This window comes from Pseudoxanthomonas mexicana, from assembly GCF_001556105.1.
GTDB classification, from domain to species: Bacteria; Pseudomonadota; Gammaproteobacteria; order Xanthomonadales; family Xanthomonadaceae; genus Pseudoxanthomonas_A; species Pseudoxanthomonas_A mexicana_A.
In genome coordinates this window covers 31,271-54,882 of the sequence record NZ_LSIF01000060.1, presented here as the reverse complement: position 1 = coordinate 54,882, position 23,612 = coordinate 31,271, and the positions used below count along the sequence as shown (strand labels likewise).

Annotated in this window: 24 protein-coding genes; 9 read left to right on the top strand and 15 right to left on the bottom strand. The window is 67.5% G+C overall.

The window, feature by feature from the left end:
• Positions 1-66 precede the first annotated feature (66 nt).
• Together AX730_RS10785 and yeiP are read left to right on the top strand one after the other, a co-directional pair.
• Positions 67-837: an SDR family NAD(P)-dependent oxidoreductase gene (locus AX730_RS10785; protein ID WP_062356148.1), complete on the top strand. Its 771-nt coding sequence runs from the start codon at positions 67-69 to the stop codon at positions 835-837.
• A 43-nt stretch (positions 838-880) separates the two neighbouring features.
• Positions 881-1,447 (top strand): elongation factor P-like protein YeiP, encoded by a 567-nt coding sequence (gene yeiP / locus AX730_RS10780; RefSeq protein WP_062356066.1) that lies wholly within the window; start codon positions 881-883, stop codon positions 1,445-1,447.
• Between the two features lie 9 nt (positions 1,448-1,456).
• On the opposite strand, the gene AX730_RS10775 is transcribed toward yeiP, so the two are convergent.
• The 3 genes from AX730_RS10775 to AX730_RS10765 all read right to left on the bottom strand — a co-directional run bounded on the left by AX730_RS10775 (position 1,457) and on the right by AX730_RS10765 (position 5,056).
• The gene (locus AX730_RS10775) at positions 1,457-3,280 is read right to left on the bottom strand and encodes a DUF7844 domain-containing protein (protein ID WP_062356063.1); all 1,824 of its coding nucleotides are present in this window, start codon (positions 3,278-3,280) and stop codon (positions 1,457-1,459) included.
• Entirely contained in the window at positions 3,280-3,579 is a 300-nt protein-coding gene (locus tag AX730_RS10770) for a DUF2388 domain-containing protein (RefSeq protein ID WP_062356060.1), read from the bottom strand. The genes AX730_RS10775 and AX730_RS10770 overlap by 1 nt, the downstream gene beginning before the upstream one ends.
• An 88-nt stretch (positions 3,580-3,667) precedes the next feature.
• Complete coding sequence (locus AX730_RS10765; RefSeq protein WP_062356057.1) at positions 3,668-5,056, bottom strand: FAD-binding oxidoreductase; 1,389 nt, start codon at positions 5,054-5,056, stop codon at positions 3,668-3,670.
• Positions 5,057-5,247: 191 nt separating this feature from the next.
• Between AX730_RS10765 and serA the strand changes: the two genes are divergently transcribed.
• The gene (gene serA, locus AX730_RS10760) at positions 5,248-6,489 is read left to right on the top strand and encodes a phosphoglycerate dehydrogenase (RefSeq protein WP_062356055.1); all 1,242 of its coding nucleotides are present in this window, start codon (positions 5,248-5,250) and stop codon (positions 6,487-6,489) included.
• Between the two features lie 30 nt (positions 6,490-6,519).
• Here serA and AX730_RS10755 read toward each other — a convergent pair whose 3' ends face one another.
• The gene (locus AX730_RS10755) at positions 6,520-7,065 is read right to left on the bottom strand and encodes an NUDIX hydrolase (protein WP_062356051.1); all 546 of its coding nucleotides are present in this window, start codon (positions 7,063-7,065) and stop codon (positions 6,520-6,522) included.
• A 157-nt stretch (positions 7,066-7,222) separates the two neighbouring features.
• Here AX730_RS10755 and AX730_RS10750 point away from each other — a divergent pair, with 157 nt between their 5' ends.
• From AX730_RS10750 to yddG, 6 genes are all read left to right on the top strand, one after another.
• The gene (locus AX730_RS10750) at positions 7,223-8,761 is read left to right on the top strand and encodes an amino acid permease (protein WP_062356049.1); all 1,539 of its coding nucleotides are present in this window, start codon (positions 7,223-7,225) and stop codon (positions 8,759-8,761) included.
• Between the two features lie 90 nt (positions 8,762-8,851).
• The gene (locus tag AX730_RS10745; protein WP_198147153.1) at positions 8,852-10,153 is read left to right on the top strand and encodes an amino acid permease; all 1,302 of its coding nucleotides are present in this window, start codon (positions 8,852-8,854) and stop codon (positions 10,151-10,153) included.
• Between the two features lie 27 nt (positions 10,154-10,180).
• Positions 10,181-10,822 carry a methylthioribulose 1-phosphate dehydratase gene (locus AX730_RS10740; RefSeq protein WP_062356043.1) on the top strand — a complete coding sequence of 214 codons (642 nt, stop codon included), beginning with the start codon at positions 10,181-10,183 and terminating at the stop codon, positions 10,820-10,822.
• 94 nt (positions 10,823-10,916) lie between these two features.
• On the top strand, positions 10,917-11,477 hold the full coding sequence (locus AX730_RS10735) for a 1,2-dihydroxy-3-keto-5-methylthiopentene dioxygenase (protein ID WP_062356040.1): 561 nt from the start codon (positions 10,917-10,919) through the stop codon (positions 11,475-11,477).
• A gap of 32 nt (positions 11,478-11,509) precedes the next feature.
• Positions 11,510-12,208 carry an acireductone synthase gene (mtnC, locus tag AX730_RS10730; RefSeq protein ID WP_062356037.1) on the top strand — a complete coding sequence of 233 codons (699 nt, stop codon included), beginning with the start codon at positions 11,510-11,512 and terminating at the stop codon, positions 12,206-12,208.
• Positions 12,205-13,083: an aromatic amino acid exporter YddG gene (gene yddG, locus AX730_RS10725; protein ID WP_198147151.1), complete on the top strand. Its 879-nt coding sequence runs from the start codon at positions 12,205-12,207 to the stop codon at positions 13,081-13,083. The genes mtnC and yddG overlap by 4 nt, the downstream gene beginning before the upstream one ends.
• A gap of 180 nt (positions 13,084-13,263) precedes the next feature.
• On the opposite strand, the gene AX730_RS10720 is transcribed toward yddG, so the two are convergent.
• From AX730_RS10720 to hisG, 11 genes are all read right to left on the bottom strand, one after another.
• Positions 13,264-14,202, bottom strand: coding sequence for a cupin-like domain-containing protein (locus AX730_RS10720; RefSeq protein WP_198147149.1), 939 nt, complete (start codon positions 14,200-14,202; stop codon positions 13,264-13,266).
• Positions 14,203-14,233: 31 nt separating this feature from the next.
• Positions 14,234-14,809, bottom strand: coding sequence for a YdeI/OmpD-associated family protein (locus AX730_RS10715; RefSeq protein WP_062356030.1), 576 nt, complete (start codon positions 14,807-14,809; stop codon positions 14,234-14,236).
• A gap of 2 nt (positions 14,810-14,811) precedes the next feature.
• On the bottom strand, positions 14,812-16,395 hold the full coding sequence (locus AX730_RS10710) for a calcineurin-like phosphoesterase C-terminal domain-containing protein (RefSeq protein ID WP_062356027.1): 1,584 nt from the start codon (positions 16,393-16,395) through the stop codon (positions 14,812-14,814).
• A 122-nt stretch (positions 16,396-16,517) separates the two neighbouring features.
• Entirely contained in the window at positions 16,518-17,141 is a 624-nt protein-coding gene (hisIE, locus tag AX730_RS10705) for a bifunctional phosphoribosyl-AMP cyclohydrolase/phosphoribosyl-ATP diphosphatase HisIE (RefSeq protein WP_062356025.1), read from the bottom strand.
• Complete coding sequence (hisF, locus tag AX730_RS10700) at positions 17,131-17,907, bottom strand: imidazole glycerol phosphate synthase subunit HisF (protein WP_062356023.1); 777 nt, start codon at positions 17,905-17,907, stop codon at positions 17,131-17,133. The genes hisIE and hisF overlap by 11 nt, the downstream gene beginning before the upstream one ends.
• On the bottom strand, positions 17,901-18,638 hold the full coding sequence (gene hisA, locus AX730_RS10695) for a 1-(5-phosphoribosyl)-5-[(5-phosphoribosylamino)methylideneamino]imidazole-4-carboxamide isomerase (protein ID WP_062356021.1): 738 nt from the start codon (positions 18,636-18,638) through the stop codon (positions 17,901-17,903). The genes hisF and hisA overlap by 7 nt, the downstream gene beginning before the upstream one ends.
• Positions 18,635-19,234 (bottom strand): imidazole glycerol phosphate synthase subunit HisH, encoded by a 600-nt coding sequence (hisH, locus tag AX730_RS10690; protein ID WP_062356018.1) that lies wholly within the window; start codon positions 19,232-19,234, stop codon positions 18,635-18,637. The genes hisA and hisH overlap by 4 nt, the downstream gene beginning before the upstream one ends.
• Positions 19,234-20,307 carry a bifunctional histidinol-phosphatase/imidazoleglycerol-phosphate dehydratase HisB gene (gene hisB / locus AX730_RS10685; RefSeq protein WP_062356015.1) on the bottom strand — a complete coding sequence of 358 codons (1,074 nt, stop codon included), beginning with the start codon at positions 20,305-20,307 and terminating at the stop codon, positions 19,234-19,236. The genes hisH and hisB overlap by 1 nt, the downstream gene beginning before the upstream one ends.
• Complete coding sequence (gene hisC / locus AX730_RS10680; protein WP_062356012.1) at positions 20,304-21,386, bottom strand: histidinol-phosphate transaminase; 1,083 nt, start codon at positions 21,384-21,386, stop codon at positions 20,304-20,306. Before hisC ends, hisB begins: the two co-directional genes overlap by 4 nt.
• The gene (gene hisD, locus AX730_RS10675) at positions 21,383-22,696 is read right to left on the bottom strand and encodes a histidinol dehydrogenase (protein WP_062356009.1); all 1,314 of its coding nucleotides are present in this window, start codon (positions 22,694-22,696) and stop codon (positions 21,383-21,385) included. The genes hisC and hisD overlap by 4 nt, the downstream gene beginning before the upstream one ends.
• Positions 22,693-23,607 (bottom strand): ATP phosphoribosyltransferase, encoded by a 915-nt coding sequence (gene hisG / locus AX730_RS10670; RefSeq protein WP_062356005.1) that lies wholly within the window; start codon positions 23,605-23,607, stop codon positions 22,693-22,695. The genes hisD and hisG overlap by 4 nt, the downstream gene beginning before the upstream one ends.
• Between the last annotated feature and the right edge of the window lie 5 nt (positions 23,608-23,612).

Below are 23,612 nucleotides of genomic sequence, written 5' to 3'. Positions count from 1 at the left end.
TCCGGTCATGCCGCCCCCTGCCCGCCATCGCGTAAAATGGCCGCCTTTCCGCCGCAGGTCCACCGCATGCAGCTTTCCGATACCCGTGCCGTCATCACCGGCGGCGTTTCCGGCCTCGGCCTGGCCGTGGCCCGCCACCTCGTCGCCCACGGCGGCAAGGCGGCGCTGTTCGACGTCAACGACGACAAGGGCGCGGCCGCCGTCGCCGACCTCGGCGAGGCCAACGTCCGCTACTTCCGCACCGACGTGACCGATGAAGCCGGCGTGGCGGCGAACGTGGCGGCGGCGAAGGATTTTCTGGGCGGCCTGAATGCGGCGATCAACTGCGCCGGCATCCTCGGTGCCGGACGCGTGCTGGGCAAGGAAGCGCCGATGCCGCTGTCCACCTTCCAGGCCACCGTGATGGTCAACCTGGTCGGCAGCTTCAACGTGGCCAAGGCCGCCGCGGACCTGATGCAGCACAACACACCGAATGCCGACGGCGAGCGCGGCATCATCGTCAACACCGCCAGCGTGGCGGCGTACGAAGGCCAGATCGGCCAGGCCGCGTATTCGGCCTCGAAGGGCGGCGTGGTCGGCATGACCCTGCCGATGGCGCGCGAACTTTCGCGCTTCGGCATCCGCGTGATGACGGTAGCGCCGGGCATCTTCTGGACGCCGATGATCGATGGCATGCCGGAGGCCGTGCAGCAGTCGCTCAGCGCCTCGATCCCCTTCCCGTCCCGCCTGGGCAAGCCGGAGGAATTCGCCGACCTGGTCGCCTATATCCTCGGCAACCCCTACCTCAACGGCGAAACCATCCGCCTCGACGGCGCCGTGCGCCTCGCGCCGAAGTGATACGGCGCATTCCCACTTCCAATTCCACAGAACCGGTTGATCCATGAAGGCTTTCGACATCAAGAAGGGCAACGTCGTCGAACACAACGGCGGCGTGTACCAGATCCGCGACATCGAGCGCAGCTCGCCGCAGGGCCGCGGTGGCAACGTACGCTTCCGCTTCATCATGTACAGCGTGCCGGGCGGCAACAAGCTGGATGCCAGCTTCGACGGCGACGACACCCTGAGCGAAGTGGAACTGCTGCGCCGCCAGGCCACGTATTCGTACAAGGACGGCGAAGCGTTCGTCTTCCTCGATGACGAGGACTACACCCAGTACACGCTGGACGCGAACGTGCTCGGCGATGACGCCGGTTACATCACCGACGGGCTGACGGGCTGCTACGTGCAGGTGATCGACGAACTGCCGGTCGCGCTGCAACTGCCGCAGCACGTGACGCTGGAAGTGGTGGAAACGCCGCCGGAACTGAAAGGCGGCACCGCCACCAAGCGCCCGAAGCCGGCCAAGCTCAGCACCGGCATCGAGATCATGGTCCCGGAGTACATCACCAACGGCGAACGCATCCTGGTCAACACGACCACCGGCGAGTTTGGCGGCCGCGCCGACTGAGGTTCCGGCCTACGACGCGCCTGCCGCATCCAGTGCGCGCAGGCGCGCACCGATCGTCTCGAGGTTCGCCTCGATGCCTTGCAGTACCTCGCGCTGGTCGGCAGGCAGCCAGCGCTCCAGTTCTTCACGCAGCACCCCGTCCTGTTCACGCAGGCGCGCGACGCGCACGCGGGCTTCGTCCGCGACGCGGGCGCGCTCCTCCGCCTGCGGCAGTCCGTAGCCCTCAGGCACCAGCTCCGACGGACGACTGACGAAGCCGGTATCGCCCAGCCATGTCCGTAGCGCCTGCAGCGCCTGTGTGATGTCGGCAGGGGCATCGCGATCCAGGTAGCGCCGTTTCAGTTCGTCGCGCAACAATAGCTGCTGGCGGCGCTGCGCCGCGTTCTCCAGCACCAGCAGCGCCGCACTGGCGCGCAAATCCGCACGCGGCAGCCAGGCGGCCCGGTCGGTCGGTGACAGCGCCAGCCAGGCCTGCGCATCCGGTTGCGGCAACGACAGCGAAGCGCGCGCGACGGCGAACAACGCGTCGTAGCGGGCACTCATCGGTTCGAAGTAGTAGCCGAGCCGCTTCGCATCCTCGGGATCGTCCAGCACGCTCGCATCCGCGATGCCGCGCCGCGTCAGCTTCTTCAGCAGGCCGGTCGGCGTGATGCTGGCGAAGGATTCACCGGCCAGCCGGGGCACGCCGTCGTGCAGCAGCTTCCACGTCTCGACCGCGCAGTTGTTGCTGATGAAGTAGTAGCGGCCGTCGTAGCTCCAGTGCAACTGGGCGGCGCGCTCCAGCAGCGACACGACCTCATCCTGCTGGAGGCGTAGCGGAATCGACTGCAACCCGCGCAGTTCGACGCGCGTGTACTCCTCGATCACCTGGTCCAGCGGCAGCAGGAACAGGCGCGACGGGTACGAACCGGTCAGGCCGCGCCAGCCGGAGATCTGCACGTCGCCGACGAAGGCACGGAACGACAGCACGCGATGGTGGGCCAGGTCGAATCGGCAGTCCGGCCCCGGCGCACGCCCGGGCGCGCAGATCACCAGCCGCAGCATGCTGTGCCCCCAGCGGCTCATCGCCTGGGTGTTGCCCTCGGCCAGCAGATAGTCGACCGCATAGACGCGCGAGGGATCGAGGGCGAGCAGCGAGGCATCGCCCCCTTCGGCATCCACGTCCAGGAACGGCAGCCCGGGCGCACAGGCCTCCACCGTAGTGGGAAGGTCGAAGTGCTCCGCGAAATGGCGATGCAGCGCGGGACGCCGGCAGCCATAGCTCGCATCGAGCACGAAATGCTCGAGGTTCACTGCCACGAACTCGGACGGACGTTCCAGTTCGTAAGGATCGGGTGTGCGGGCGACGAAATCGTTGCGCGAGCGACGCCCAGCGAGGGGAAGCACGCTGCGCTGCCAGCCCGCCAGATCGCGCAGGCGCGGGTCGCCGGACAGCACGTTGCCTTGGGCACGGTCATAGCTGTGCGCCAGTTCGTGCACCAGCGCTTCCCGGCCAGCACGCAACGAGGCATCGTCCGCCGGCACGGTGTCGCGCATGCGCCATGCCTGCAACAGGCGGCGTGGAAGCAGGATGCGATGGCCGCTCCGTCGTCCCGCGACATGCACCGGCAGGTCGTCACGCCATTGCAGGACCAGATCGGATGGCAGGCCCTTGCGCCACGCCTCGGGCAGGCGTGGCAACACATCATCGACGAGCGCCTGTGTCGCGGCGATGCCGTCGATGTCCAGCCGGGATGAATCGATCTCGAGCGCGGCCGCCGTGGCGGCCGGACCGAGCCACGCCCACAACAGGAGCGCGGCGATGCGCCGGCCCCGGGGCCGACGCGGCCGCATCAGCGGGCCAGGATGGCCTGCGCCAGCTGCATGTCGCTGGCCTTGCGCGCGGCTTCGTCCTGCTCGCGCAGGTGGCGAAGTGCGGCTTCCAGTTGCGCGCCACGGATGCGGCCGTCGCTGGCGACGAAGCTCGCCGCATCTTCACGCGCCTGCACGACGATCTTGTCGTCGCCGGACGAACTGTCGGACGATGCCGACGAACCGGCCGAAGACGCGCCGGCGGATGAGCCGGCGAAGCTGCCGGCGAACACCGGCACGGAGAACGCCAGCAACACGCCGGCCAGGATCAATCGAGACATGGGAATCCAAACGGGGGAACGCCGTGGTCGGCGCGGTGCGCAAAGACTACCCGCAATCGACGCCACGAGGCTGAATCCGGCGGTATTGTCAGCTGTCGAACAGCTTGCCCGGATTCATCAGTCCGTTCGGGTCCAGCACCTGCTTGATGCCGCGCATCACCGCGATTTCGTCGGCGCTGCGCGTGCTTTCCAGGTAACCCTTCTTCACCAGCCCGATGCCGTGTTCGGCCGAGATGCTGCCGTGGTGACGCTTGAGTGACGCCGCCAGCAGCTTGGTGACCTGTTCGCACTGGGTCACGAACTCCGCATTCTCCATGCCGTCGGGCTTGAGCACGTTGATGTGCAGGTTGCCGTCGCCGATGTGGCCGAACCAGACCACGTCGAATTGCGGATACGCCTCGCCCAGCAGCGCCTGCGTCTCGGCCAGGAAGGCCGGCATCGCCGAAATGCGGACCGACACGTCGTTCTTGTAGGGCACGTAGCGCGCCAGCGACTCGGTGATGCCCTCGCGCAGGCGCCACAGCTGCGCGGCCTGCGCATCGGACTGGCTGATCACGCCGTCGCTGACCCAGTCCTGCTCCATGCAGGCCTCGAACGCCGCCATCGCGGCCGCTTCCTTCGCCTCGTCGCCGATCGCGAATTCCGTCACCACGTAGTACGGATGGACTTCGTCGAACGGCTTGTGCGCGCCATGCGCCAGCACGTGCTCCAGCGCGCGGTCGGTGAAGAACTCGAACGCCTCCAGTTGCAGGCGTTCGCGGAACGCCGCGAACACCTGCATCAGCACCTCGAACGAGGGCAGCGCCAGCAGCATGACGTTGGTCGGCGGCGGTGGATCGGTCAGCCGGACGGTCGCCTCGACGACGATGCCCAGCGTTCCTTCCGAGCCGATCCACAAATGGCGCAGGTCGTAACCACTGGAGTTCTTGATCAGCGCCTTGTTGAGTTCCAGCACATCGCCCGCACCGGTGACGACTTTCAGGCCGGCGATCCACTCGCGCGTGTTGCCGTAGCGGATCACGCGGATGCCGCCCGCATTGGTGGCGATGTTGCCGCCGATCGCGCAGGAGCCGCGTGCGGCGAAATCCACCGGATACACCAGGCCATGGTCGCGCGCCGCATTGTGCACGGCCTCCAGCGGCATGCCGGCCTGCACGGTCAGCGTGCGGTCCACGGCATTGAAATCCAGCGCCTGGTTCATGCGCTCCAGGCTCAGTACCAGCTCGCCGTTCGCCGCGACGGCGCCGCCGGACAGGCCGGTACGTCCGCCCGACGGCACGACGGCAATGCGGTGCTCGTTCGCCCAGCGCACGACGGCCTGCACCTCCTCGACCGAGGCCGGCAATGCGATCGCAAGCGGTGACGGCGTCCAGCGGCGGGTCCAGTCACGGCCGTAGTGTTCGAGATCGGCAGGATCGGTCTTCAAACGCAGCGCCGGTGCGGCGTGCAGCAGGGCTTCCAGGCGCGGATCGCTCATTGCTCGGCAGGATTTTCGGGGGCGCCCAGCGTGCCAGCGATGCCGTGCGGCGTCCAGCCGATATGCGCCTTGGTTTCATGGGCAACCAAGGCGGAAAACCGCATCGGAGTTTTCCATGGCGCGCCGCACCATCGATGTCGTCCATCTGGCATAGTGACGGCCCTTTCCCCTCCGCTGCGACCTTTCCGGCAATGTCGATCAAGAAGACCTCGTACCCGAAGCAGGACATCCGCGTGCTGTTGCTGGAAGGGGTCAGCCAGACGGCCGTGGAGACATTCCGCGCGGCCGGCTATTCGCAGATCGAGTTCCACGAGAAGTCGCTGCCGGAAGACGAGCTGAAGCGCCGCATCGCCGAGGCGCACATCGTCGGCATCCGTTCGCGCACCCACCTGAGCGAGGATGTGCTGGCGCAGGCGCGCCGCCTGATCGCGGTGGGCTGCTTCTGCATCGGCACCAACCAGGTGGACCTGGACGCGGCGGAACTGGCCGGCATCCCGGTCTTCAATGCGCCCTACTCCAATACCCGCAGCGTCGCCGAGCTGGTCATCGCGCAGGCCATCCTGCTGATGCGCGGCGTCCCGCAGAAGAACGCCGAATGCCATCGCGGCGGCTGGAGCAAGTCGGCGGCCGGCAGCCACGAGGTGCGCGGCAAGACGCTGGGCATCATCGGTTACGGCCACATCGGCACCCAGGTCGGCGTGCTGGCCGAAGCGTTGGGCATGCAGGTGCTCTTCCACGACATCGAGACCAAGCTGTCGCTCGGCAATGCCCGCTCGGCCGTGAGCCTGGACGACCTGCTGGCGCAGAGCGACGTGGTGACGCTGCACGTGCCGGAGACGGCGGCGACCAAGGACATGTTCGGCGCCCCCCAGATCGCGCGGATGAAGCCCGGCGCGCACCTGATCAACGCATCGCGCGGCACCGTGGTCGACATCGACGCGCTGGCCGACGCGCTGAAGTCGGGCAAGATCGGCGGCGCCGCGGTCGACGTGTTCCCGCTGGAGCCCAAGGGCAATGCGGACGTGTTCGAGTCGCCACTGCGCGGCCTCGACAACGTCATCCTCACCCCGCACGTCGGCGGCAGCACGCTGGAAGCGCAGGACAACATCGGCATCGAAGTGGCGGCCAAGCTGGTGCGCTACAGCGACAACGGCAGCACGCTGTCGTCGGTGAACTTCCCCGAGGTGACGCTGCCCGGCCACGACGGCAGCCGCCGCATCCTGCATATCCACCGCAACGTGCCCGGCGTGCTGTCGCAGATCAACGACATCTTCCGCGACCGTGGCATCAACATCGACGGCCAGTTCCTGCGCACCGACCCGAAGGTCGGCTACGTGGTCATCGACGTGACCGCCGACGAGGAGCAGACCGCCAGCCTGCGCGATGCGATGGCGGCGATCGACGGCACGCTGCGGGTGCGCGTGCTGTACTGACGCACGGAGAACGGCGGGCCTGGGTCTGCCCTACGCGTTGCGCGCCAGCCATTTGCGGGCCATCCGGCTGATCGACACATCGGCGTCGTCGACCATCGGTGCGATATCGCGCCAGGCCAGGTCCAGCGACTCCTCGCTGACCGCATAGTCCTCGCTGCCGGTCGCGCGGACCACGTAGCGCACGTCGTAGTGCCAGTGGCCGGGGACGTCCTTGCGCTCGGGAATCCAGTGGCGGTCCAGGTCGAAGATCCCGCCCTCGACGCACAGATCGACCAGGCCGGACTCTTCTTCCGCCTCCTTCAGGGCCACGCGCGCCATGTCGGTGTCGCCATCGGCATGCCCGCCCAGCTGCAACCAGCGGTCGAGCTTGCGGTGGTGCGTCATCAGGATGCGCCGGCCATCACCACTGACCAGCCACACGCCACCGGTCAGGTGACCCTCCAACCGCTCGCGCACGAACGGATCGGCCGGATCGTCCAGCAGCGCCAGGAACTGCCCGGCCACCTCGCGTTCGGCAGGCCAACGGCGGGCGTAATCGATGATATGACCCCGAAGATCGCTGTAAGCGGCTGACATGGCAGAGATTTTTTCTGGTTGGTCCGAACGTGGCCCGACATTATCGCTTGCCATGTTGCAGTCCCGCTTGTGAACAAGTGGCCGGTTTGGCAAGGTACGGCGGATCAATCCCCTGCCGCCAGGCAGGGCACAGCCGTTCAGACATGGGGACCACACGATGCTCTTTTGGCGCGTCAAGCCGCTCGACAAAATTCTTGAAACGGCTGAAAAGAAGGCGCTCAAACGCCAGCTGGGCGGCTTCCAACTGACGATGCTGGGCATCGGCGCCATCATCGGCACCGGCATTTTCGTCCTCACCGCCGAAGCGGGCCAGAAGGCCGGCCCCGGCATGATGATCGCGTTCGTGATCGCCGCCGTCGTCTGCGGCCTCGCGGCACTGGCCTACTCCGAACTGGCCTCGATGGTGCCGGTCTCCGGCTCGGCCTACACCTATACGTACGGCGTTCTGGGCGAAGCGATCGCCTGGACGGTCGGCTGGGCACTCGTGCTGGAGTACGCCGTCGCGGCCGGTGCCGTCTCGGTCGGCTGGTCGGGCTACGTCAACGGTCTGCTGAACAGCGCGGGGTGGGAGCTTCCACGGGCGCTGCAGAGCGGCCCCATGGACGGCGGCAGCTTCAACCTGCTGGCGTTCTGCATCGCGCTCGCCGTGACCGGCCTGCTGGTGATCGGCACGTCGAAGTCGGCCAAGGTCAACGCCATCCTGGTGCTGATCAAGGTCGTCGCGCTGACCGTCTTCATCGCGATCGCGGTCCCCGCGGCGCAGGACGCCAACTTCGAACCGTTCTTCCCGACCGGCTGGGGCAGCCCCATGGGCGGCATCGGCGTGCTGGGCGCGGCAGCTTCCATCTTCTTCGCCTACGTCGGCTTCGACGCGGTCTCCACCGCCGCCGAGGAAACCAAGAATCCGAACCGCAACATCCCGATCGGCCTGATCGGTTCGCTGGCGGTGTGCACCGTCTTCTACATGCTGGTCAGCTACGGCGCGGTCGGCGCCATCGGCGCACAGCCGATGTTCGACGGCAACGGCGTGGCCTTCCACCCGGGCACGCCCGAACTCGCGGCCGCTTGCGTCGGCAATGACGCCCTGGTCTGCAGCAAGGAGCCGCTGGCCCACGTGTTGAAGGTGATGGGCTTCGCCGGCATCGGCAACGCGATCGGCATGGCCGCCGCGCTGGCGCTGCCGTCGGTGATCCTGATGATGCTGTACGGCCAGACCCGCATCTTCTTCACCATGTCGCGCGACGGCCTGCTGCCGCCGATCCTGTCGAAGGTGCACCCGAAGTTCCACACCCCGCACGTGGTGACGATGATCACCGGCGCATTCGTGGCCGTGTTCGCCGCGCTGTTCCCGGTCGGCATCCTGGCCGACATCTCCAACTCGGGCACGCTGTTCGCGTTCATGGCCGTCGCCGCGGCCGTGCTGATCCTGCGCAAGCGCGACCCGCTCCGCCACCGTCCGTTCCGCACGCCGATGGTGTGGCTGATCTGCCCGCTGGCGATCGCCGGCTGCCTGCTGCTGTTCCTGAACCTGTCGATGTACACCATCGGCCTGTTCTTCGGCTGGGCGATCCTGGGCCTGATCATCTACTGGGCATACGGCTACCGGCACAGTGACCTGGGTCGTGGCGACAAGGGCCCCGATGGCGGCCCGCGCATCGATCCCGAGCCGCCGTTCCACGAAGGTCCCCAGGCCTGACAACGGCTGAGGCACTCCCGGATGGCGCGGAAACGCGCCATCCTTCGTTTGGGCACGGGTAAATCCGTCCCTGCCTTCGACAACAACCGCATGTCCGACGCAATGCCCCGCAAGATCGGCCCGGTCCTGGCGACCTTCTCCGTCGCCAACAACATGATCGGCTCCGGCTTCTTCCTGCTGCCCGCCACGCTGGCGCGCTCGGGCGGCGTGACCGCGCTGAGCTGGCTGCTGGCCACGGTGCTGGCGGTGCTGCTGGGCGCCACGTTCGCACGCCTGGTGCGCGACTACCCGAAGCTGGACTGCCCGGACGACTACGTGCGACCGGCGCTGGGCCGCGACATGGGTTTCCTGGCGGCCACGCTGTACTGGATCTCGTCGTGGATCGGCAACAACGCCATCGCGGTGGCCGCGTTCGGTTACCTCGCGCTGCTGCTGCCGGTCGGCGATGGCGCGATGACGCGCGTGCTGGGCCAGATCGCGCTGATCTGGCTGATGTTTGCGCTGAACCTGTTCGGCCCGCGTGCGATCGCGCGCTTCCAGTCGCTGTGCGTGGTGCTGGGCCTGCTGCCGGTCGCCGCGATCCTGATCTGGGGCTGGGGCAGCTTCGATGCCGGAATCTACCAGGCGGCATGGAACGTCTCCGGCGAATCCGATGCGCACGTGGTGTTCGGCTCGCTGGCGCCGATCTTCTGGGCCTTCGTCGGCCTGGAAACCGGCGCGATGGTCGCCGGCGTGGTGCGTGACCCGGCCCGCAACGTGCCCATCGCCACGATGGGCGGCATCGTCATCGCGGGCCTGGTCTACCTGGCATCGTCGGTGCTGATGATGGGCATCGTGCCCGCCGCCGAACTGGCCGATTCGGGTGCGCCGTTCGCACTCGTGGCCGGGCGCATGTTCGGCGAATGGGCCATTCCGGTCATCGCCGCCGCCGCGGCCCTGAAGGCCACCGGCACGCTGGGCGGCTGGATGCTGGTAACCGGCGAGTCCGGCGCACGCGCCGCGCAACGCGGCTTCCTGCCAGCCATCTTCGGTCGCCTGCGCGCGAACGGATCGGCGGGCTGGGGGCTGCTGATCATCACGCTGTCGATGACGGTGCTGGCGGTGCTGACGCTGTCGCCCACGGTCTCCGGCCAGTTCGAAACCATCATCAACATGGTGGTGACGCTGGTGGTGATGGCCTACGTCGCCGCCGCGCTCAGCCTGATGCTGGGTACGCCGGCGCGGCCCGCGTCGCGCAGCGACCGCCTCGTCGGCATGGGCGCGCTGCTGGCCTGCGGCCTGCTGGTGTATTCGACACCGGTCAAGACGCTGGTCGGCGGCATCGTCATCGCCTTGCTGGCGCTGGCCGCGTACAGGGGATTCGCACGACGTCCGGCGGCGCCGGGGCCATGAGCCGGTGCAGGCGGTAAACTGGCGGGCATGAACACCCTGCCCTTCGACGTCGACCAGTTGCGCGACCGCGCGCAGTCCATCATCTCCAACGTGCGCGAACTGGCACAGCTGGGCTGGACGCCGGCCACCAGCAGCAATTTCTCGCAGCGGCTGGATGAGCGGCACGCCGCCATCACCGTCTCCGGCCGCGACAAGGGCCGGCTGGTGGAAGCGGACATCATGGTGGTGGACTTCGACGGCCGGGCCGTCGGCAGCGACCATCGTCCGTCGGCGGAAACGCTGCTGCACACGCAGCTGTACCACCGCTACCCCGAGATCGGCTGCGTGCTGCACACCCATTCGCTGGTGCAGACCGTGGCATCCCGCCTGTTCGCCGGCGCCGGCCACGTCCGCCTGGAGGGCTTCGAACTGCTGAAGGCCTTCCACGGCAACAGCACGCACGAGATGGCCATCGACGTGCCCGTGTTCGCCAACACGCAGGACATGCCAACGCTGGCCGCGCAGGTGGACGCCCTGCTCGACCGCCAGCCCTTGTGGGGCTACCTGATCGACGGCCACGGCCTGTATGCGTGGGGCCGCACCATGGCCGACGCACGCCGCCATCTGGAAGCGTTCGAGTTCCTGTTCGCCGCCGAACTGGAGCTGCGCAAGCTCGGCTGCCGGCGCTGATAACCGGCGGTTATCGCTGCGTTCCGATTCTGCAACAGGCGCAGCGACCGGGTTTGCTACCCTAGCGTCCCCCTCGCCGCCTCACGCCATCGCCATGAGCCGCCTGCGCATCTTCAAGGAATCCGACCCGGCCACGCCGGAGTTCGCCAGTTACGACCCCGACTTCATCGCCACCGAACTGAAGAAGCTCGGCGTGACCTTCGAACGCTGGAAAGCCACCAAGGCGATCGCGCCCGGTGCGCCGGCGGAAGACGTGATCGATGCGTACCGGACCGACATCGACCGGCTGGTCGCCGAGCGCGGCTTCAAGACCGTCGACGTGGTCAGCATTGCGCCGGACAATCCGCAGCGCGAGGCGATGCGCGCGAAGTTCCTCGACGAGCATTTCCACAAGGAGGACGAAGTGCGCTTCTTCGTCGCCGGATCGGGACTGTTCACGCTGCACGTGGACGACAAGGTGTACGAGGTCGAATGCGTGCAGGACGACCTGATCGGCGTGCCCGACAGCACGCTGCACTGGTTCGACATGGGACCGGAGCCGAGCTTCGTGGCCATCCGCTTCTTCACCGAGCCGGATGGCTGGGTGGGCCATTTCACCGGCACCACGCTGGCGCAAGCATTCCCGCGCTACGAAGGCCTCACCGACGGGCACTGAGCCCGCGTCCTCCTCTCCGAAGAATCCGCGCAATGCCCGTTTCCGCCATCCTCACCGATATCGAAGGCACCACCAGCAGCATCTCGTTCGTGAAGGACGTGCTGTTCCCGTATGCGCGCCGTGCCCTGCCCGGCTTCGTGCGCGAGCACGGCCAGGAGCCGGACGTGCGCCGCTGGCTGGATGCCGTCGCCACCGAGTACGGCAGCATCTGCAGCGACGATGTCATCGTCGAGACACTGCAGGGCTGGATCGACCAGGACCGCAAGCACACGGCACTGAAGGCGCTGCAGGGCCTGATCTGGGAGGCCGGCTACCGCGACGCCGATTTCACCGCGCACATCTACCCCGATGCCGCGCCCGCGCTGCGCGAATGGCATGCGCAAGGCTACCCGCTCTACGTGTACTCGTCCGGCTCGGTGCCGGCGCAGAAGCTGTTCTTCGGCCATAGCGATGCCGGCGACCTGACGCCGCTGTTTTCCGGCTGGTTCGACACCGAGATCGGTGGCAAGCGCGAGGCCGGCAGCTACCTCGCGATCGCGGACCGGATCGGCATCGCGCCGGAGCGCATCCTGTTCCTGTCCGATGTGGTCGAGGAACTGGACGCCGCGCGCGAAACCGGCCTGCAGACGCAGTTGGTGGACCGGCTGGACGACTATCCGCAGCCGCGTACCGGCGACGCGGCGCGCGGCCACGCACGCGTCGAATCGTTCGCGACCATCCCACTCGCGTGAGCGACGCCGCCGCACAGCGACGGGCCACGCTGGTCGGGCTGGTCGCGATCCTGCTGTGGGCGTCGCTCGCACTGCTGACCACGGCCACGGGCAACCTGCCGCCGTTCCAGGTGCTGGCGATCGGCTTCGGCATCGCGGCCTTCCTGGGCCTGGTCCGCGCAACGCTGCGCGGTGCAGCGGGCTGGCGCGAGCTCCGTCAGCCGCTGCCTGCCTTCGCGCTGTCCACGCTCGCGCTGTTCGGTTACCACGCGCTCTACTTCATCGCGCTGAAGCGCGCGCCGGCCGTGGAAGCCAACCTGCTGAACTACATGTGGCCGCTGCTGATCGTGGTGTTCGCAGGCCTCTTCGGCGGCGTCGCGGTGCGGCCGGGCCAATGGCTGGGCACCACGCTGGGATTGGTCGCCGCGGTCCTGCTGGTCACCCGTGGCCGCGGCCTGGAGGTCGATCCCGCCCATGTGCCGGGTTACCTCGCCGCGCTGGGTGCCGCGCTGATCTGGTCGCTGTATTCCGTACTGAATCGCCGATATGTCGACGTGCCCACGGCCGCCATCACCGTGGCCTGTGCCGGCGTTGCCTTGTCGGGTGCCATCGTCCATCTGCTAAGCGAGCAAACCGTCGTTCCCACCCGCGGCCAGTGGCTCGTGCTGATACTCATGGGCGTCGGTCCGGTAGGCGCTGCGTTCTGGCTGTGGGATCACGGTACGAAGCGCGGCGACATCGCGTTGCTCGGCAGCCTGTCCTATCTTGCGCCACTTCTGTCGACGCTGTTGCTGGTGGCCTCGGGTCGTGCGCAGGCGCACTGGATCCAGGCCGTCGCGATCGTGCTGCTGCTGAGCGGCGCGTGGCTCAGCGTGCGTGCAAGCCGTGCGCCTTGATGCGAGCGATTCGTGTTTCTACACCGTCGCGCGTATTTCCCTAGACTGCGCGCCACGTCGCCAGCCAGCCTTTCGCCAGCCAGCCACGCGCACCTTGCCCGCCAGCCCTTCGCCCGCCCGCCAGGTTCTCCAAAAGAAAACGCCCCTCGTGAGGGGCGTTCTGCGTTCCAGCGACCGGCTTCAGCCGGCCAGCTTCCACATCATCGACAGCAGTGGCAGGGCCCTGGCCTTGGCACGATCGACATAGTGGTTATGTCCCACCGGTGACAGTGTCATGCCGAGGCGCTGCACACGCTTGCGGACGCGATGGTTGAATTGCATGGCGCGCGTCCAGCGCAGCGTTTCGTCGGTCTGGAAGAAGAACGACAGCGAGATCGATACATCATCGGCACCGTTCCTGACGTAGTGGCCGGCGGTGTACGGAATGTGCAGGGCGTCGCCGGGCTGGAAATCGAACTTGATGGCGTGCTCATCCAGATCATGACGCCACGGCGCCTGCACCTGCTCGCGATCCATGTAGGCCTCGCAGATGTCCACCGGCACGATATCGGGACGGAAGTTCGGAAACACCGCCACTTCCTTGCTACCGCGGATCTGCATCAGTACGTTCGAATATCGGTCGAAGTGGAACGGCGTCATCGCATTGGGCGACGCAATGAACAGCCACATGCGGGGTTCGTGTATCGCCTGCGAGTTGCCGCTCCGGCGCTGCATCCCGGTCATCTCGGATCGCAGTGACTCGTACAGATCGCGGAACACCGGGTGGTCGATCGGATCGCGGACCGCGATGTAGGAGTTGGAGGTGCGGATCGTTTCTATGGTCTCGCGCAGGCTGAGGCCATTGCCATGTTCAAGATGAGCACGATCAAAATTGATCGACAGGTCGGACAGGCCTTTGGAATAGGCGATGCGGTCCGGGTGCAGTTCCGGCAGCGACTTCGCCAGCCCCTCCATCGTCAGCGCCGGATGGTCAAGCAGATGATGCCTGAAGGTGAACGGCACACGGTCCAGCTTGCCTGCAGGCAAGCCGGCATCAAAACACCTCGACATGAAACCCCCTGTTGTCGCCCCCTGACGACACCACCCTATCCCACGCCAAAACCTGCCGTAACCGGCCAATTCGCCGTTCAATCGCCCCAGCCCGCGCAGCTCAGCCGTGGATCTTCTCGCCCCGCGCGAGCATGGCGACCAGCTTCTCCACCCGCGCCAGCTTCGTTTCCGGCTTCACCGCCGTTTGCACCCGCCAGCACACGGCGTAGCGGTTGGTCTTGTCCAGCGTGTCGAAGAACGCCTTGGCCTTGCGGTTCCTGGCCAGCGCCTTCGCCAGCTCGGGCGGCACGTCCATCGACCTGGCGCCATCGTAGGCCGCGTCCCAGCGCCCGTCCGCCTTCGCGGCCTCGACTTCGCGCAGGCCCGCCGGCCGCATGCGACCGGCCGCGATCAAGGCGTCGATCTTCGCCACGTTGATCTTCGACCAGGTGCTGCGTGCACGACGCGGGGTGAAGCGCTGCAGGAAGAACCGGGTGTCGAACCCCTTCTTCTGCCCGTCGATCCAGCCATGGCACAGCGCGACGTCGAGCGCTTCGGCATACGTCACCGAGGGAATGCCGGCGTCCTTCTTGGCGATCTTCAGCCACACGCCGGACGACTGCGGATGACGCTCCAGCCAGCGCTCCCACGCGGCCGGATCGGCAAAGAGCTCGATGGGCAGGTCTGGGCTGGCCATGGTCAGGGCGCGGCGGTCTGCAGACGGTAGGTCGTGTGGGCGGTGGTTTCGCCGCGCCAGCGGTCGAACACGCGCACGTCGACACGATGCTCGCCCTCGGACAGATCGGTCGGGAGTGCGCCACGCCACAGATGGTGCGACGGTTCGGCTTCGGGCGAGCGGTCGTAGCCGCGCAACGCGTCGGCCAGATCGTCGCGCATGTTCTCCACCAGCAGCGACGGATCGGGCTGTTCGACGCGCTTCATCGCCTTCCACTCGCCGCCGTCGACCCGGTATTCCACCTGCGTATCCACCTCGCCCATGTAGACGTTGGCGTAGACGCCCCAGGCCGGATAAGCACCTTTCCGCAGGACCTTCGGCGCATGCAGGCCGATGCCGCGGTCGTCGGCGGCGCGTGCCGGATGCCACGACAGCGCGTAGTCGCCACCGGCTTGCACGCGCAGGCGCGCATAGCCATTCGGCGTGCCGTCGGCCATCGTCGAGGCGGGAATGCCCTGCGCATCCTTGATGCCGGACCAGTACGCACCACAGGCCGCGCCGACGTTGTACTCGTGCAGCGGCTGCGTGCCGTGCCAACCGGAGGCTGCGTCGTGGTACCAGTGGCGCTGCGTGTGGGTATGGCCGCTCAGCAACAGCACGTGCGGAAATTCCTTCAGCAACGCGAACAGCCGCTCGCGATCCGCCGCGCGGAACCCGCGCGCACCCTCTTCGAAAAACGGGATATGCGCACCGATCACCAGCAGGCGGTCCTTGCTCACGGTCGGCAGATACGCCTGCAGGAAGGCGAACTGGTCCTCGCGCAGCCCACCGAAATAGGACGGCGATTTGCCTGGCTGGTAGATAATGTCGTCCAGACCGATGAAGGTCACTGCCTCCTCTTCCCAGGCGAACGTGTCCGGCCCGAGGCGATGGCGGAACGTGCGCAGCGACTCCTCGTCGCTGACGGCATCGAAATCGAGGTCATGGTTGCCGGGAATGAACAGCCACGGCACCTGCAGGCTCATCGTCGTGCGCAGCAACTCGGGATACAGCGCCAGGTCGTCGTTGACGATGTCGCCCAGCGTCAGCCCCAGCGATGCGCCATGCTTGCCCACCAGCGGCTGCACGATGTCGCGCCAGTAGTAGTCCACGTCCTGCACCGAGGCCGTCTGGCTGTCGGCAAGCAGCAACGCATCGAACGTATCACCGCCGGCCTTCGCCTGCTGCTTGCGCAGGGCGAAGTGCGTGCAATCCGGTTGGCGTTGCGGGATCCCGCCGTACTTCAGTGGAGGGCCGGCGTGGTGCTGCCGGTTGCGCCAGAACGCCGGCATGCCGTCCGGGCGAACCGACACGTCATAGCCAGCCGGCTTGATGACGAACAAGGTGCGGCCATCTTCGTACGACACGTTGTATTCGCCCCGCGCATCGGTGACGGCGATCTGCACACCGTCGGAGACCTTGATGCCCGGGATGCCCGGCTCGCCGGGGTCGCGTACGCCGTTGCCGTTGCGGTCCTCGAAGACCTGGCCGCTGCTGCACGGCGGCGGCAATGCGTGGACGGGCACGGCCAGGCAGGCCAGCAGCAGGGCGGTCAACGAGGCGCGCACGGCGACTCCAACGGGGGCGACCAGCGGATTATGGCGCAGGGTTGGCGTCCTTGTAGGAGCCCCGTGTGCCGCGACGGTCATCGCACCCTATGTCGCCCCCACACCTTCCATCAACAAAGGCGTCAGGCTCCGTGGCGCTCGCGCAGCACGTCGACCGCATCGACCAGCGACAGACCACGCGAACGCAGCAGGACCGTCAGGTGGTACAGCAGGTCCGCGCTTTCGCCGAGCAGGGCAGTCTCGTCCTGTGCCACCGCCGCAAGGGCGGTCTCGACGCCCTCCTCGCCCACCTTCTGCGCGATCCGGCGCGTACCGGATTCGAACAGGCGCGTCGTATAGCTGTCCGCAGGCCGCTCGCGCTCGCGCTGCGCGACCAGGGCGTCCAGGTCCGACAAGAAGGCGGAAGGCGCCGACGGAAAGCAACTGGCGCGCTGCAGATGGCAGGTTGGTCCTTGCGGATGCGCAAGCACCAGCAGCGTGTCGTGGTCGCAATCGGTCTCGACCGACACCAGTTCCAGCACATGGCCCGAGCTTTCGCCCTTGGTCCACAGGCGCTGCTTGCTGCGGCTGAAGAACGTCACCCGCTGGCTGGCGAGCGTCGCCTCCAGCGCTTCGCGGTTCATGTAGCCCAGCATCAGCACGCGCAGGTTCGATGCGTCCTGCACCACGACAGGCAACAGGCCATCGCCCTTGTCCCAGTCCAGCCGGCCCGGATCGAAACCGGAGGATTCGTTGTCATTCGCCACGTCGCACCTCGATGCCCTGCTCCGCCAATGCGCGCTTCAGCGCGGGAATCCTGATGTGTCCGCTGTGGAACACGCTGGCCGCCAACGCACCGTCCACGTCCGCCTGTGCGAACACGTCCGCGAAGTGTTCCACCTCACCCGCGCCACCGGACGCGATCAACGGCACCTCGCATACGGCACGCATCGCCTTGAGCTGCACCAGATCGTAGCCGCGGCGCACGCCGTCCTGATCCATGCAGTTCAGCACGATCTCGCCAGCGCCTAGCCGCTGCGCCTGCACCACCCAGTCCAGTGTCCTTAGCCCGGCGCCCTGCATCTTCGATGGATCGCCGGTGTAGCGGCGAACACGCCACTCGCCATCGGCCTCGAGGATCGAATCGACGCCGACCACCACGCATTGCACGCCGAAGGCCTGGGCCAGTTCACCGATCAGCGCGGGGCGCTCCAGTGCCGGCGTATTGACCGAGACCTTGTCGGCACCGCTGTAGAGCACCCGTCGTGCCGTCTCGACATCGCGGATGCCGCCGGCGACGCAAAATGGGATGTCGAGCAGGCGCGATACCCGCTCGATCCAGGCGTAGTCCACCGAACGTCCTTCGGGACTGGCGCTGATGTCGTAGAACACCAGTTCGTCCGCGCCCTCGTCGCGGTACCGCAGCGCCAAGTCGGCGATATCACCCATATCCACGTGGTCGCGGAACTTCACGCCCTTGACCACGCGTCCCTCGCGCACGTCCAGGCACGGGATGATGCGCCGGCTCAGCATGCCAGCGCCTCCGGCAGCGTGAAGCGACCTTCCAGCAATGCACGCCCCAGCACGATGCCGGCGCAACCCGCTGCGCGTGCACCGCCCACGTCGGTCACGGCGCTGACGCCGCCCGAGGCCTGCACCGCCAATGCCGGCACGGTGTTGCGCAGATGGGCATAGAGGTCCAGGTTGGGACCGGTCAGCATGCCATCGCGCGCGATATCGGTACTCAACAGGTGGCTCAGGCCGGCCGCAGCGTAACGCGTGGCGAGTTCGTCCAGCGTTTCGGATGCCGTCTCGGTCCAGCCATGCACCGGCAGGCGCCAGACCCCCGTGTCGTCGCGGCGCGTGTCGAGCGCGACGGTGATGCGGTCGCTGCCGAACTCGGCCAGCCACGCCAGCACCGTCTCGGGCTCGCGCACGGACAGCGAGCCGATGACCACGCGATCCGCGCCAGCATCCAGAATGCGCGCCACATCATCACGCTCGCGCACACCGCCGCCGGTCTGCACCTTCAGCGGGGTGTGGCGCGCGATGTCGGCCAACAGTGGTGCCAGTGTGTAGCCACCTGCACGCGCGGCGTCCAGGTCGACCAGATGCAGCCATTCGGCGCCCTGCACGGCGTAGCGCAAGGCCACGTCCAGCGGTGCGCCTTCGTAGCGCGTTTCGCGCGCGTAGTCGCCCTGCGCCAGGCGCACGACACGGCCATCGCGCACGTCGATGGCGGGATAAACGGTGAAACCGGTCATTGCAGTCCGTACTCGATGAAATTCTTCAGCAGTCGCGCGCCCACCGCACCGGAACGTTCCGGATGGAACTGCGCGCCGGCCACGTTGCCACGCTGCACGACGGCGGCGAAGCGCTGGCCATGTTCGCTGCTACACACGCTGTCGTCGTCGACGCGTGCGGCATAGCTGTGCACGAAGTAGGCATGGTCGCCATCGGCGATACCATCGACCAATGAACTGGCGCGATGTCGTTGCAGCGTGTTCCAGCCCATGTGCGGCACGCGAATGCCCGCTGCCGAGGGCAGTTTGCGGACGCGGCCAGGCAGCAGACCCAGGCACGGCGTGTCGTCTTCCTCGGAATGCGCGAACAGCAACTGCACGCCGACGCAGACGCCCAGCAGCGGAGCCTCAAGTGTGCGCAGCGTAGCGACAAGATCCAGTTCGTTGAGACGTGCCATGCACACGGCCGCCGCGCCGACACCGGGCAGGATCACCCGGTCCGCGCTGCGGATCGCCGTGGCATCACCGGTCAGTTCCGCCTCCACGCCAAGACGCTGCAAAGCGTAACGCACCGAACCGATGTTGGAGCCACCGGCATCGACCAGCACGACCTTCATCAGAGCGCACCCTTGGTCGTGGGCAGTTCCGCGCCTTCGCGCTTCACCGCCTGGCGCAGCGCACGCGCCAGCGCCTTGAAGCTGGCTTCGACCTTGTGGTGGTCGTTGTCGCCTTCCACCTTCAGGTTGAGGTTCAGGCCGGAGGCATCGCAGAGCGAACGGAAGAAATGGGGCACCAGCTCGGTCGGCAGGTCGCCGACGCGCTCGCGCTTGAATTCACCGCTGAAGACGAAGTACGGCCGCCCGCTGAAATCAAGCGCGGCGCTCGCCAGCGTCTCGTCCATCGGCAGGGTGAAGCCGTAGCGGCCGATCCCACGCTTGTCGCCCAGCGCTTCCTTCAATGCCTGGCCCAACGCGAGGCCTGTATCCTCGACGGTGTGGTGTTCGTCGATGTGCAGGTCGCCATCGGCGCGCACGTCGAGCGCGAAGCCGCCATGCTTGCCGATCTGTTCCAGCATGTGGTCGAAGAACGGCAGGCCGGTCTTCGCGACGGGCTCGGCCACGCGATCGAGATCCACTTCGACGCGGATCTTCGTTTCCTTGGTGTTGCGCTGGACCACCGCGCGACGCGGCGCATCCGCCAGTTCGTGCGCGATGCCGGCCCAGTCCCACTCGCCGCCGAACTGCGCGGTCTTCAGCTGGAAGCCGCGGATCTTCAGGTTGTCGGCAAACTGGATGTCGGTCGGCCGGTCGCCGACCATGCCCGAGCGCGACCAGTCGATGCTACGGTCCTGCAAGTACGGGACCATCAGGCCGATACCCGGCTTGCGCGTGGGCTTGTTCTCGTGCGGCCAGCTTTCGTCGATCAGCACCTCGCGGAAGCGGATACCCTGGCTTTCGAACACCTGCATCATCAACGCCTGCGGACCATCGAAACTGGCGCGCGGGTACTGCTCGCTGCCCAGCCCGTCCTGGTTGCTGACGATGACGAACTGGTAGCCGGCGTCGCGCAGCTTCAGCAACGCCGGAATGACACCGGCGACGAAGCGCACTTTCTCGTACGCGTCGATCTGGAAGTCTTCCGGCTCCTCGATCAGGGTGCCGTCGCGATCGATGAAAAGAATCGGCGTCACGCGGCCTGCTCCTGCGCGTCGAGGGCCGCGATGACGCGGTCGTTCTGGGATGGCGAACCGACGGTGATGCGCAGCGCATCGCCCAGTTGCGGTGCGGCGCGCTGGTCGCGGACCACGACACCGGCGGCGAGCAGCGTGCGGAAGGCACGCTCGGCATCGTCGAAGCGCGCCAGCAGATAGTTGCCCTGCGACGGATACACGCGGCGGACGCCCGGGCTGCGCTGCAGCGCGGGCAGCAGCCGCTCGCGCTCGCTGCGTACCAGCGCCACCCGTTCGCGGGTCTGCGCCAGTGCGGCATCGGACAGACCGTCGAGGGCGAGATCGGCGCAGGGCGTCGGTACCGGATACGGCGCCTGGCAGCGCTGCAGCACGGCAACCAGGTCGGCATCGCCGATCACCACGCCGATGCGTGCGGCCGCCAGCGCATGGGCCTTGGACAAGGTCCGCAGCACGGCGATGTTGGCATGCGCCGCCAGCAATGTGGTCGCAGACGCACTGTCGGCGAACTCGCCATAGGCTTCGTCCACGACCACCAGCGCTTTGCCTTCCAGAGCACGGGCCAGCGCCGCGATGGCGTCGAGCGGAATGGCCGATCCGGCCGGATTCGACGGCGAGCACAGGAACACGAGCTTGGCACCCTGCCCCAGTGCCGCCTCGCGGATGGCGTCGAGATCGGCGACGAAGCCGGTCTCCTCATCGACCAATGGGACCTCGACGATGCGCGCGCCTTGCAGGCGTGCACAAACCGCGTACATGCCGAACACTGGCGGCGTCACCACGATGGCGTCCTGCCCCGGCACGCACAACGCGCGCACCAGCAGGTCGATGGCCTCGTCGCTGCCGCGGCCGACCAGCAGCTGTTCCGGCGTCACGCCGTAGAGCTGTGCCAGCCGCGCGCGCAAGGCTGGTGGTTGCGGATCGGGATAGCGGCGGCTGCGCCCTTCCGCGTCAGCGGGATTGGCCCACGCGGACTCGTTGGCGTTCAACCACACGTCGCCACGCAAGGCTTCACTGCGCGCGGATTTGTAGCCAGCGAAATCGCGCAGGTCCGGGCGTACGAGCGAAAGGACGCTGCTCATGCGGCCGCCTTGCGCAGGCGCAGCGCGACGGCGTTGGCGTGGGCGTCCAGCCCCTCTGCACGCGCCAGCGTCAACGCGCAGTCGCCGATGGCGGCGATGCCGGCACGGCTGGCCGACTGCACGCTGACGAAATTCTGGAAGCTGGCCACGCTGACACCGCTGTACGCACGCGCCGCGCCACTGGTCGGCAGCACGTGATTGGTGCCGCTGCAGTAGTCGCCCAGCGCTTCCGGCGTGTAATCGCCGAGGAACACGGAACCTGCCGCCTCCACGCGACCCAGCCAGGCACGCGCATCGCGCAGCGCAAGGATCAGGTGTTCCGGCGCATAGCGGTTGCTGATGGAAAAGGCGTCATCCAACGATGCGACCTTGACCAAGCGCGACGCCGACAGCGCCTGTCGCGCGATGTCGGCGCGGTCCAGCAGAGCGAGTTGCGCGACCAGTTCGGCCTGCACGCGTTCAATCAGACTCTCGTCGTCGGACAACAGCAGCACCTGCGAGTCCGGACCATGCTCGGCCTGCGACAGCAGGTCGGCGGCGACAAAGGCCGCGTCCGCACCCGCATCGGCGATCACCAGCACTTCCGACGGACCTGCCGGCATGTCGATGGCGGCGGCCCCGGCCTGCGCGACCTGCTGCTTGGCTTCCGTCACGTAGCTGTTGCCGGGACCGAACAACTTGTCGCAGGCCGGCACGCTCTCGGTACCGAACGCCATCGCGGCGATCGCCTGCGCGCCACCGAGCTTGAATACGCGGCGTACGCCGGTCAGCTGCGCGGCGACCAGCACCGCCGGATCGGCGGTGCCGTCCTTGCGGGGCGGCGTGCACAGCACCACCTCGCGGCAGCCCGCCAGGCGCGATGGCACGCCCAGCATCAACGCCGTCGACGGCAACGGTGCGCTGCCGGCGGGCACATACAACCCCACGCGTGGAATCGGCAGGATCATCCGCTCGCACACCACGCCCGGCGCGGTTTCCACCGCGTAGGGCTGCGCCATGCCGGCGCGGTGGAACATCTCGATGCGCTCGGCCGCCTGCTGCATCGCCTCGCGCAAGTCGGCAGGCACGGCGGTGTGCGCGGCGGCGAATTCTTCCTCGCTCACTTCGAAGGCGCTGAGGTCGACACCATCGAACCGTTGCGTCACCTCACGGAGCGCAAGATCGCCACGGACCTGCACATCGACCAGCAGGGCAGCGACCGACTCACGGGTGCGCTGCGCGACCGCCTGTACCGGACGCGCGAGCAACGATGCCCGCGCAGCTTCGTCCAGCACGGCCCAGTCGTACACGGGAGCGGGCGATGCGCTCATGCCAGCGACCTCTCGACCGACAGCACCATCAGGCCCTGCGCACCGGCACGCTGCAGTTCTTCCAGCCGCTGCCAGGTGACTGCGCCGTGGCACATCGCCTGCAGCGACAGCGGACCATCTTCGCCACCCGGCAGCGTCACCAGGCCTTCGCTGTCGGTCAGCAGGCGCGACAGCGCGGGCACCGTGTCGCGCTCGGCGCGGAACATCAGCAGCTTGCTGTCCTTCAACTTCAACACGCCATCCAGGCGACGCAGCAGCATGTCGGCCAGGCCGGCGCGGGCGTCGTCGAATTCGCGCGCCGGGCCGGCCAGCACCGCTTCACTGTCCAGCAGCGTCTCCACCGGCTTCAGCTGGTTCGCCGCCAGCGTGGCGCCGCTGGAGACCAGATCGCAGATCAGGTCAGCGGTGCCCAGCTTCGGCGCGATCTCGACCGAGCCGGACAGCTCGACCACTGCCGCGTCGATGCCGCGCGCCTGCAGCCACTGCCGCAGGACGGCCGGATAGCTGGTCGCGATGCGCAGGCCCTGCAGTTGCTCCGGACCCGTCCACTCCCAGCTGTCGGGGATCGCCAGCATCAGCCGGCAGCTGCCGAAGCCCAGCGGACGCAGTTCGCGATACGCCTGCGGCAAGCCGTTGAGTGCGCGTTCGCCGGCCTGCTCGTCCAGCTCGTTGCGGCCGACGATGCCGAAGTCGCAGACGCCGTCGGCGATCAGGCCGGGGATGTCGTCGTCGCGCACCAGCAGCAGGTCGACCGGCAGGGATTCGCCGTAGCAGAACAGCTTGTCGCGGCTTTCGCGCCAGCTCAGGCCGCAGGCGGCCAGCAGCGTGCGCGCCGGCTCGGCCAGCCGCCCGCTCTTCTGGATGGCGATACGCAGGCGCTCGCGCGTCGCGGGGGTCAGGGAGGGACTCATGGGAA

Coding starts and splice junctions, on each gene's coding strand:
- AX730_RS10785 (WP_062356148.1), top strand. CDS start 67: ATGCAGCTTTCCGATACCCGTGCCGTCATCACCGGCGGCGTTTCCGGC.
- yeiP (WP_062356066.1), top strand. CDS start 881: ATGAAGGCTTTCGACATCAAGAAGGGCAACGTCGTCGAACACAACGGC.
- AX730_RS10775 (WP_062356063.1), bottom strand. CDS start 3,280: ATGCGGCCGCGTCGGCCCCGGGGCCGGCGCATCGCCGCGCTCCTGTTG.
- AX730_RS10770 (WP_062356060.1), bottom strand. CDS start 3,579: ATGTCTCGATTGATCCTGGCCGGCGTGTTGCTGGCGTTCTCCGTGCCG.
- AX730_RS10765 (WP_062356057.1), bottom strand. CDS start 5,056: ATGAGCGATCCGCGCCTGGAAGCCCTGCTGCACGCCGCACCGGCGCTG.
- serA (WP_062356055.1), top strand. CDS start 5,248: ATGTCGATCAAGAAGACCTCGTACCCGAAGCAGGACATCCGCGTGCTG.
- AX730_RS10755 (WP_062356051.1), bottom strand. CDS start 7,065: ATGTCAGCCGCTTACAGCGATCTTCGGGGTCATATCATCGATTACGCC.
- AX730_RS10750 (WP_062356049.1), top strand. CDS start 7,223: ATGCTCTTTTGGCGCGTCAAGCCGCTCGACAAAATTCTTGAAACGGCT.
- AX730_RS10745 (WP_198147153.1), top strand. CDS start 8,852: ATGTCCGACGCAATGCCCCGCAAGATCGGCCCGGTCCTGGCGACCTTC.
- AX730_RS10740 (WP_062356043.1), top strand. CDS start 10,181: ATGAACACCCTGCCCTTCGACGTCGACCAGTTGCGCGACCGCGCGCAG.
- AX730_RS10735 (WP_062356040.1), top strand. CDS start 10,917: ATGAGCCGCCTGCGCATCTTCAAGGAATCCGACCCGGCCACGCCGGAG.
- mtnC (WP_062356037.1), top strand. CDS start 11,510: ATGCCCGTTTCCGCCATCCTCACCGATATCGAAGGCACCACCAGCAGC.
- AX730_RS10715 (WP_062356030.1), bottom strand. CDS start 14,809: ATGGCCAGCCCAGACCTGCCCATCGAGCTCTTTGCCGATCCGGCCGCG.
- hisF (WP_062356023.1), bottom strand. CDS start 17,907: ATGCTGAGCCGGCGCATCATCCCGTGCCTGGACGTGCGCGAGGGACGC.
- hisA (WP_062356021.1), bottom strand. CDS start 18,638: ATGACCGGTTTCACCGTTTATCCCGCCATCGACGTGCGCGATGGCCGT.
- hisH (WP_062356018.1), bottom strand. CDS start 19,234: ATGAAGGTCGTGCTGGTCGATGCCGGTGGCTCCAACATCGGTTCGGTG.
- hisC (WP_062356012.1), bottom strand. CDS start 21,386: ATGAGCAGCGTCCTTTCGCTCGTACGCCCGGACCTGCGCGATTTCGCT.
- hisD (WP_062356009.1), bottom strand. CDS start 22,696: ATGAGCGCATCGCCCGCTCCCGTGTACGACTGGGCCGTGCTGGACGAA.
- hisG (WP_062356005.1), bottom strand. CDS start 23,607: ATGAGTCCCTCCCTGACCCCCGCGACGCGCGAGCGCCTGCGTATCGCC.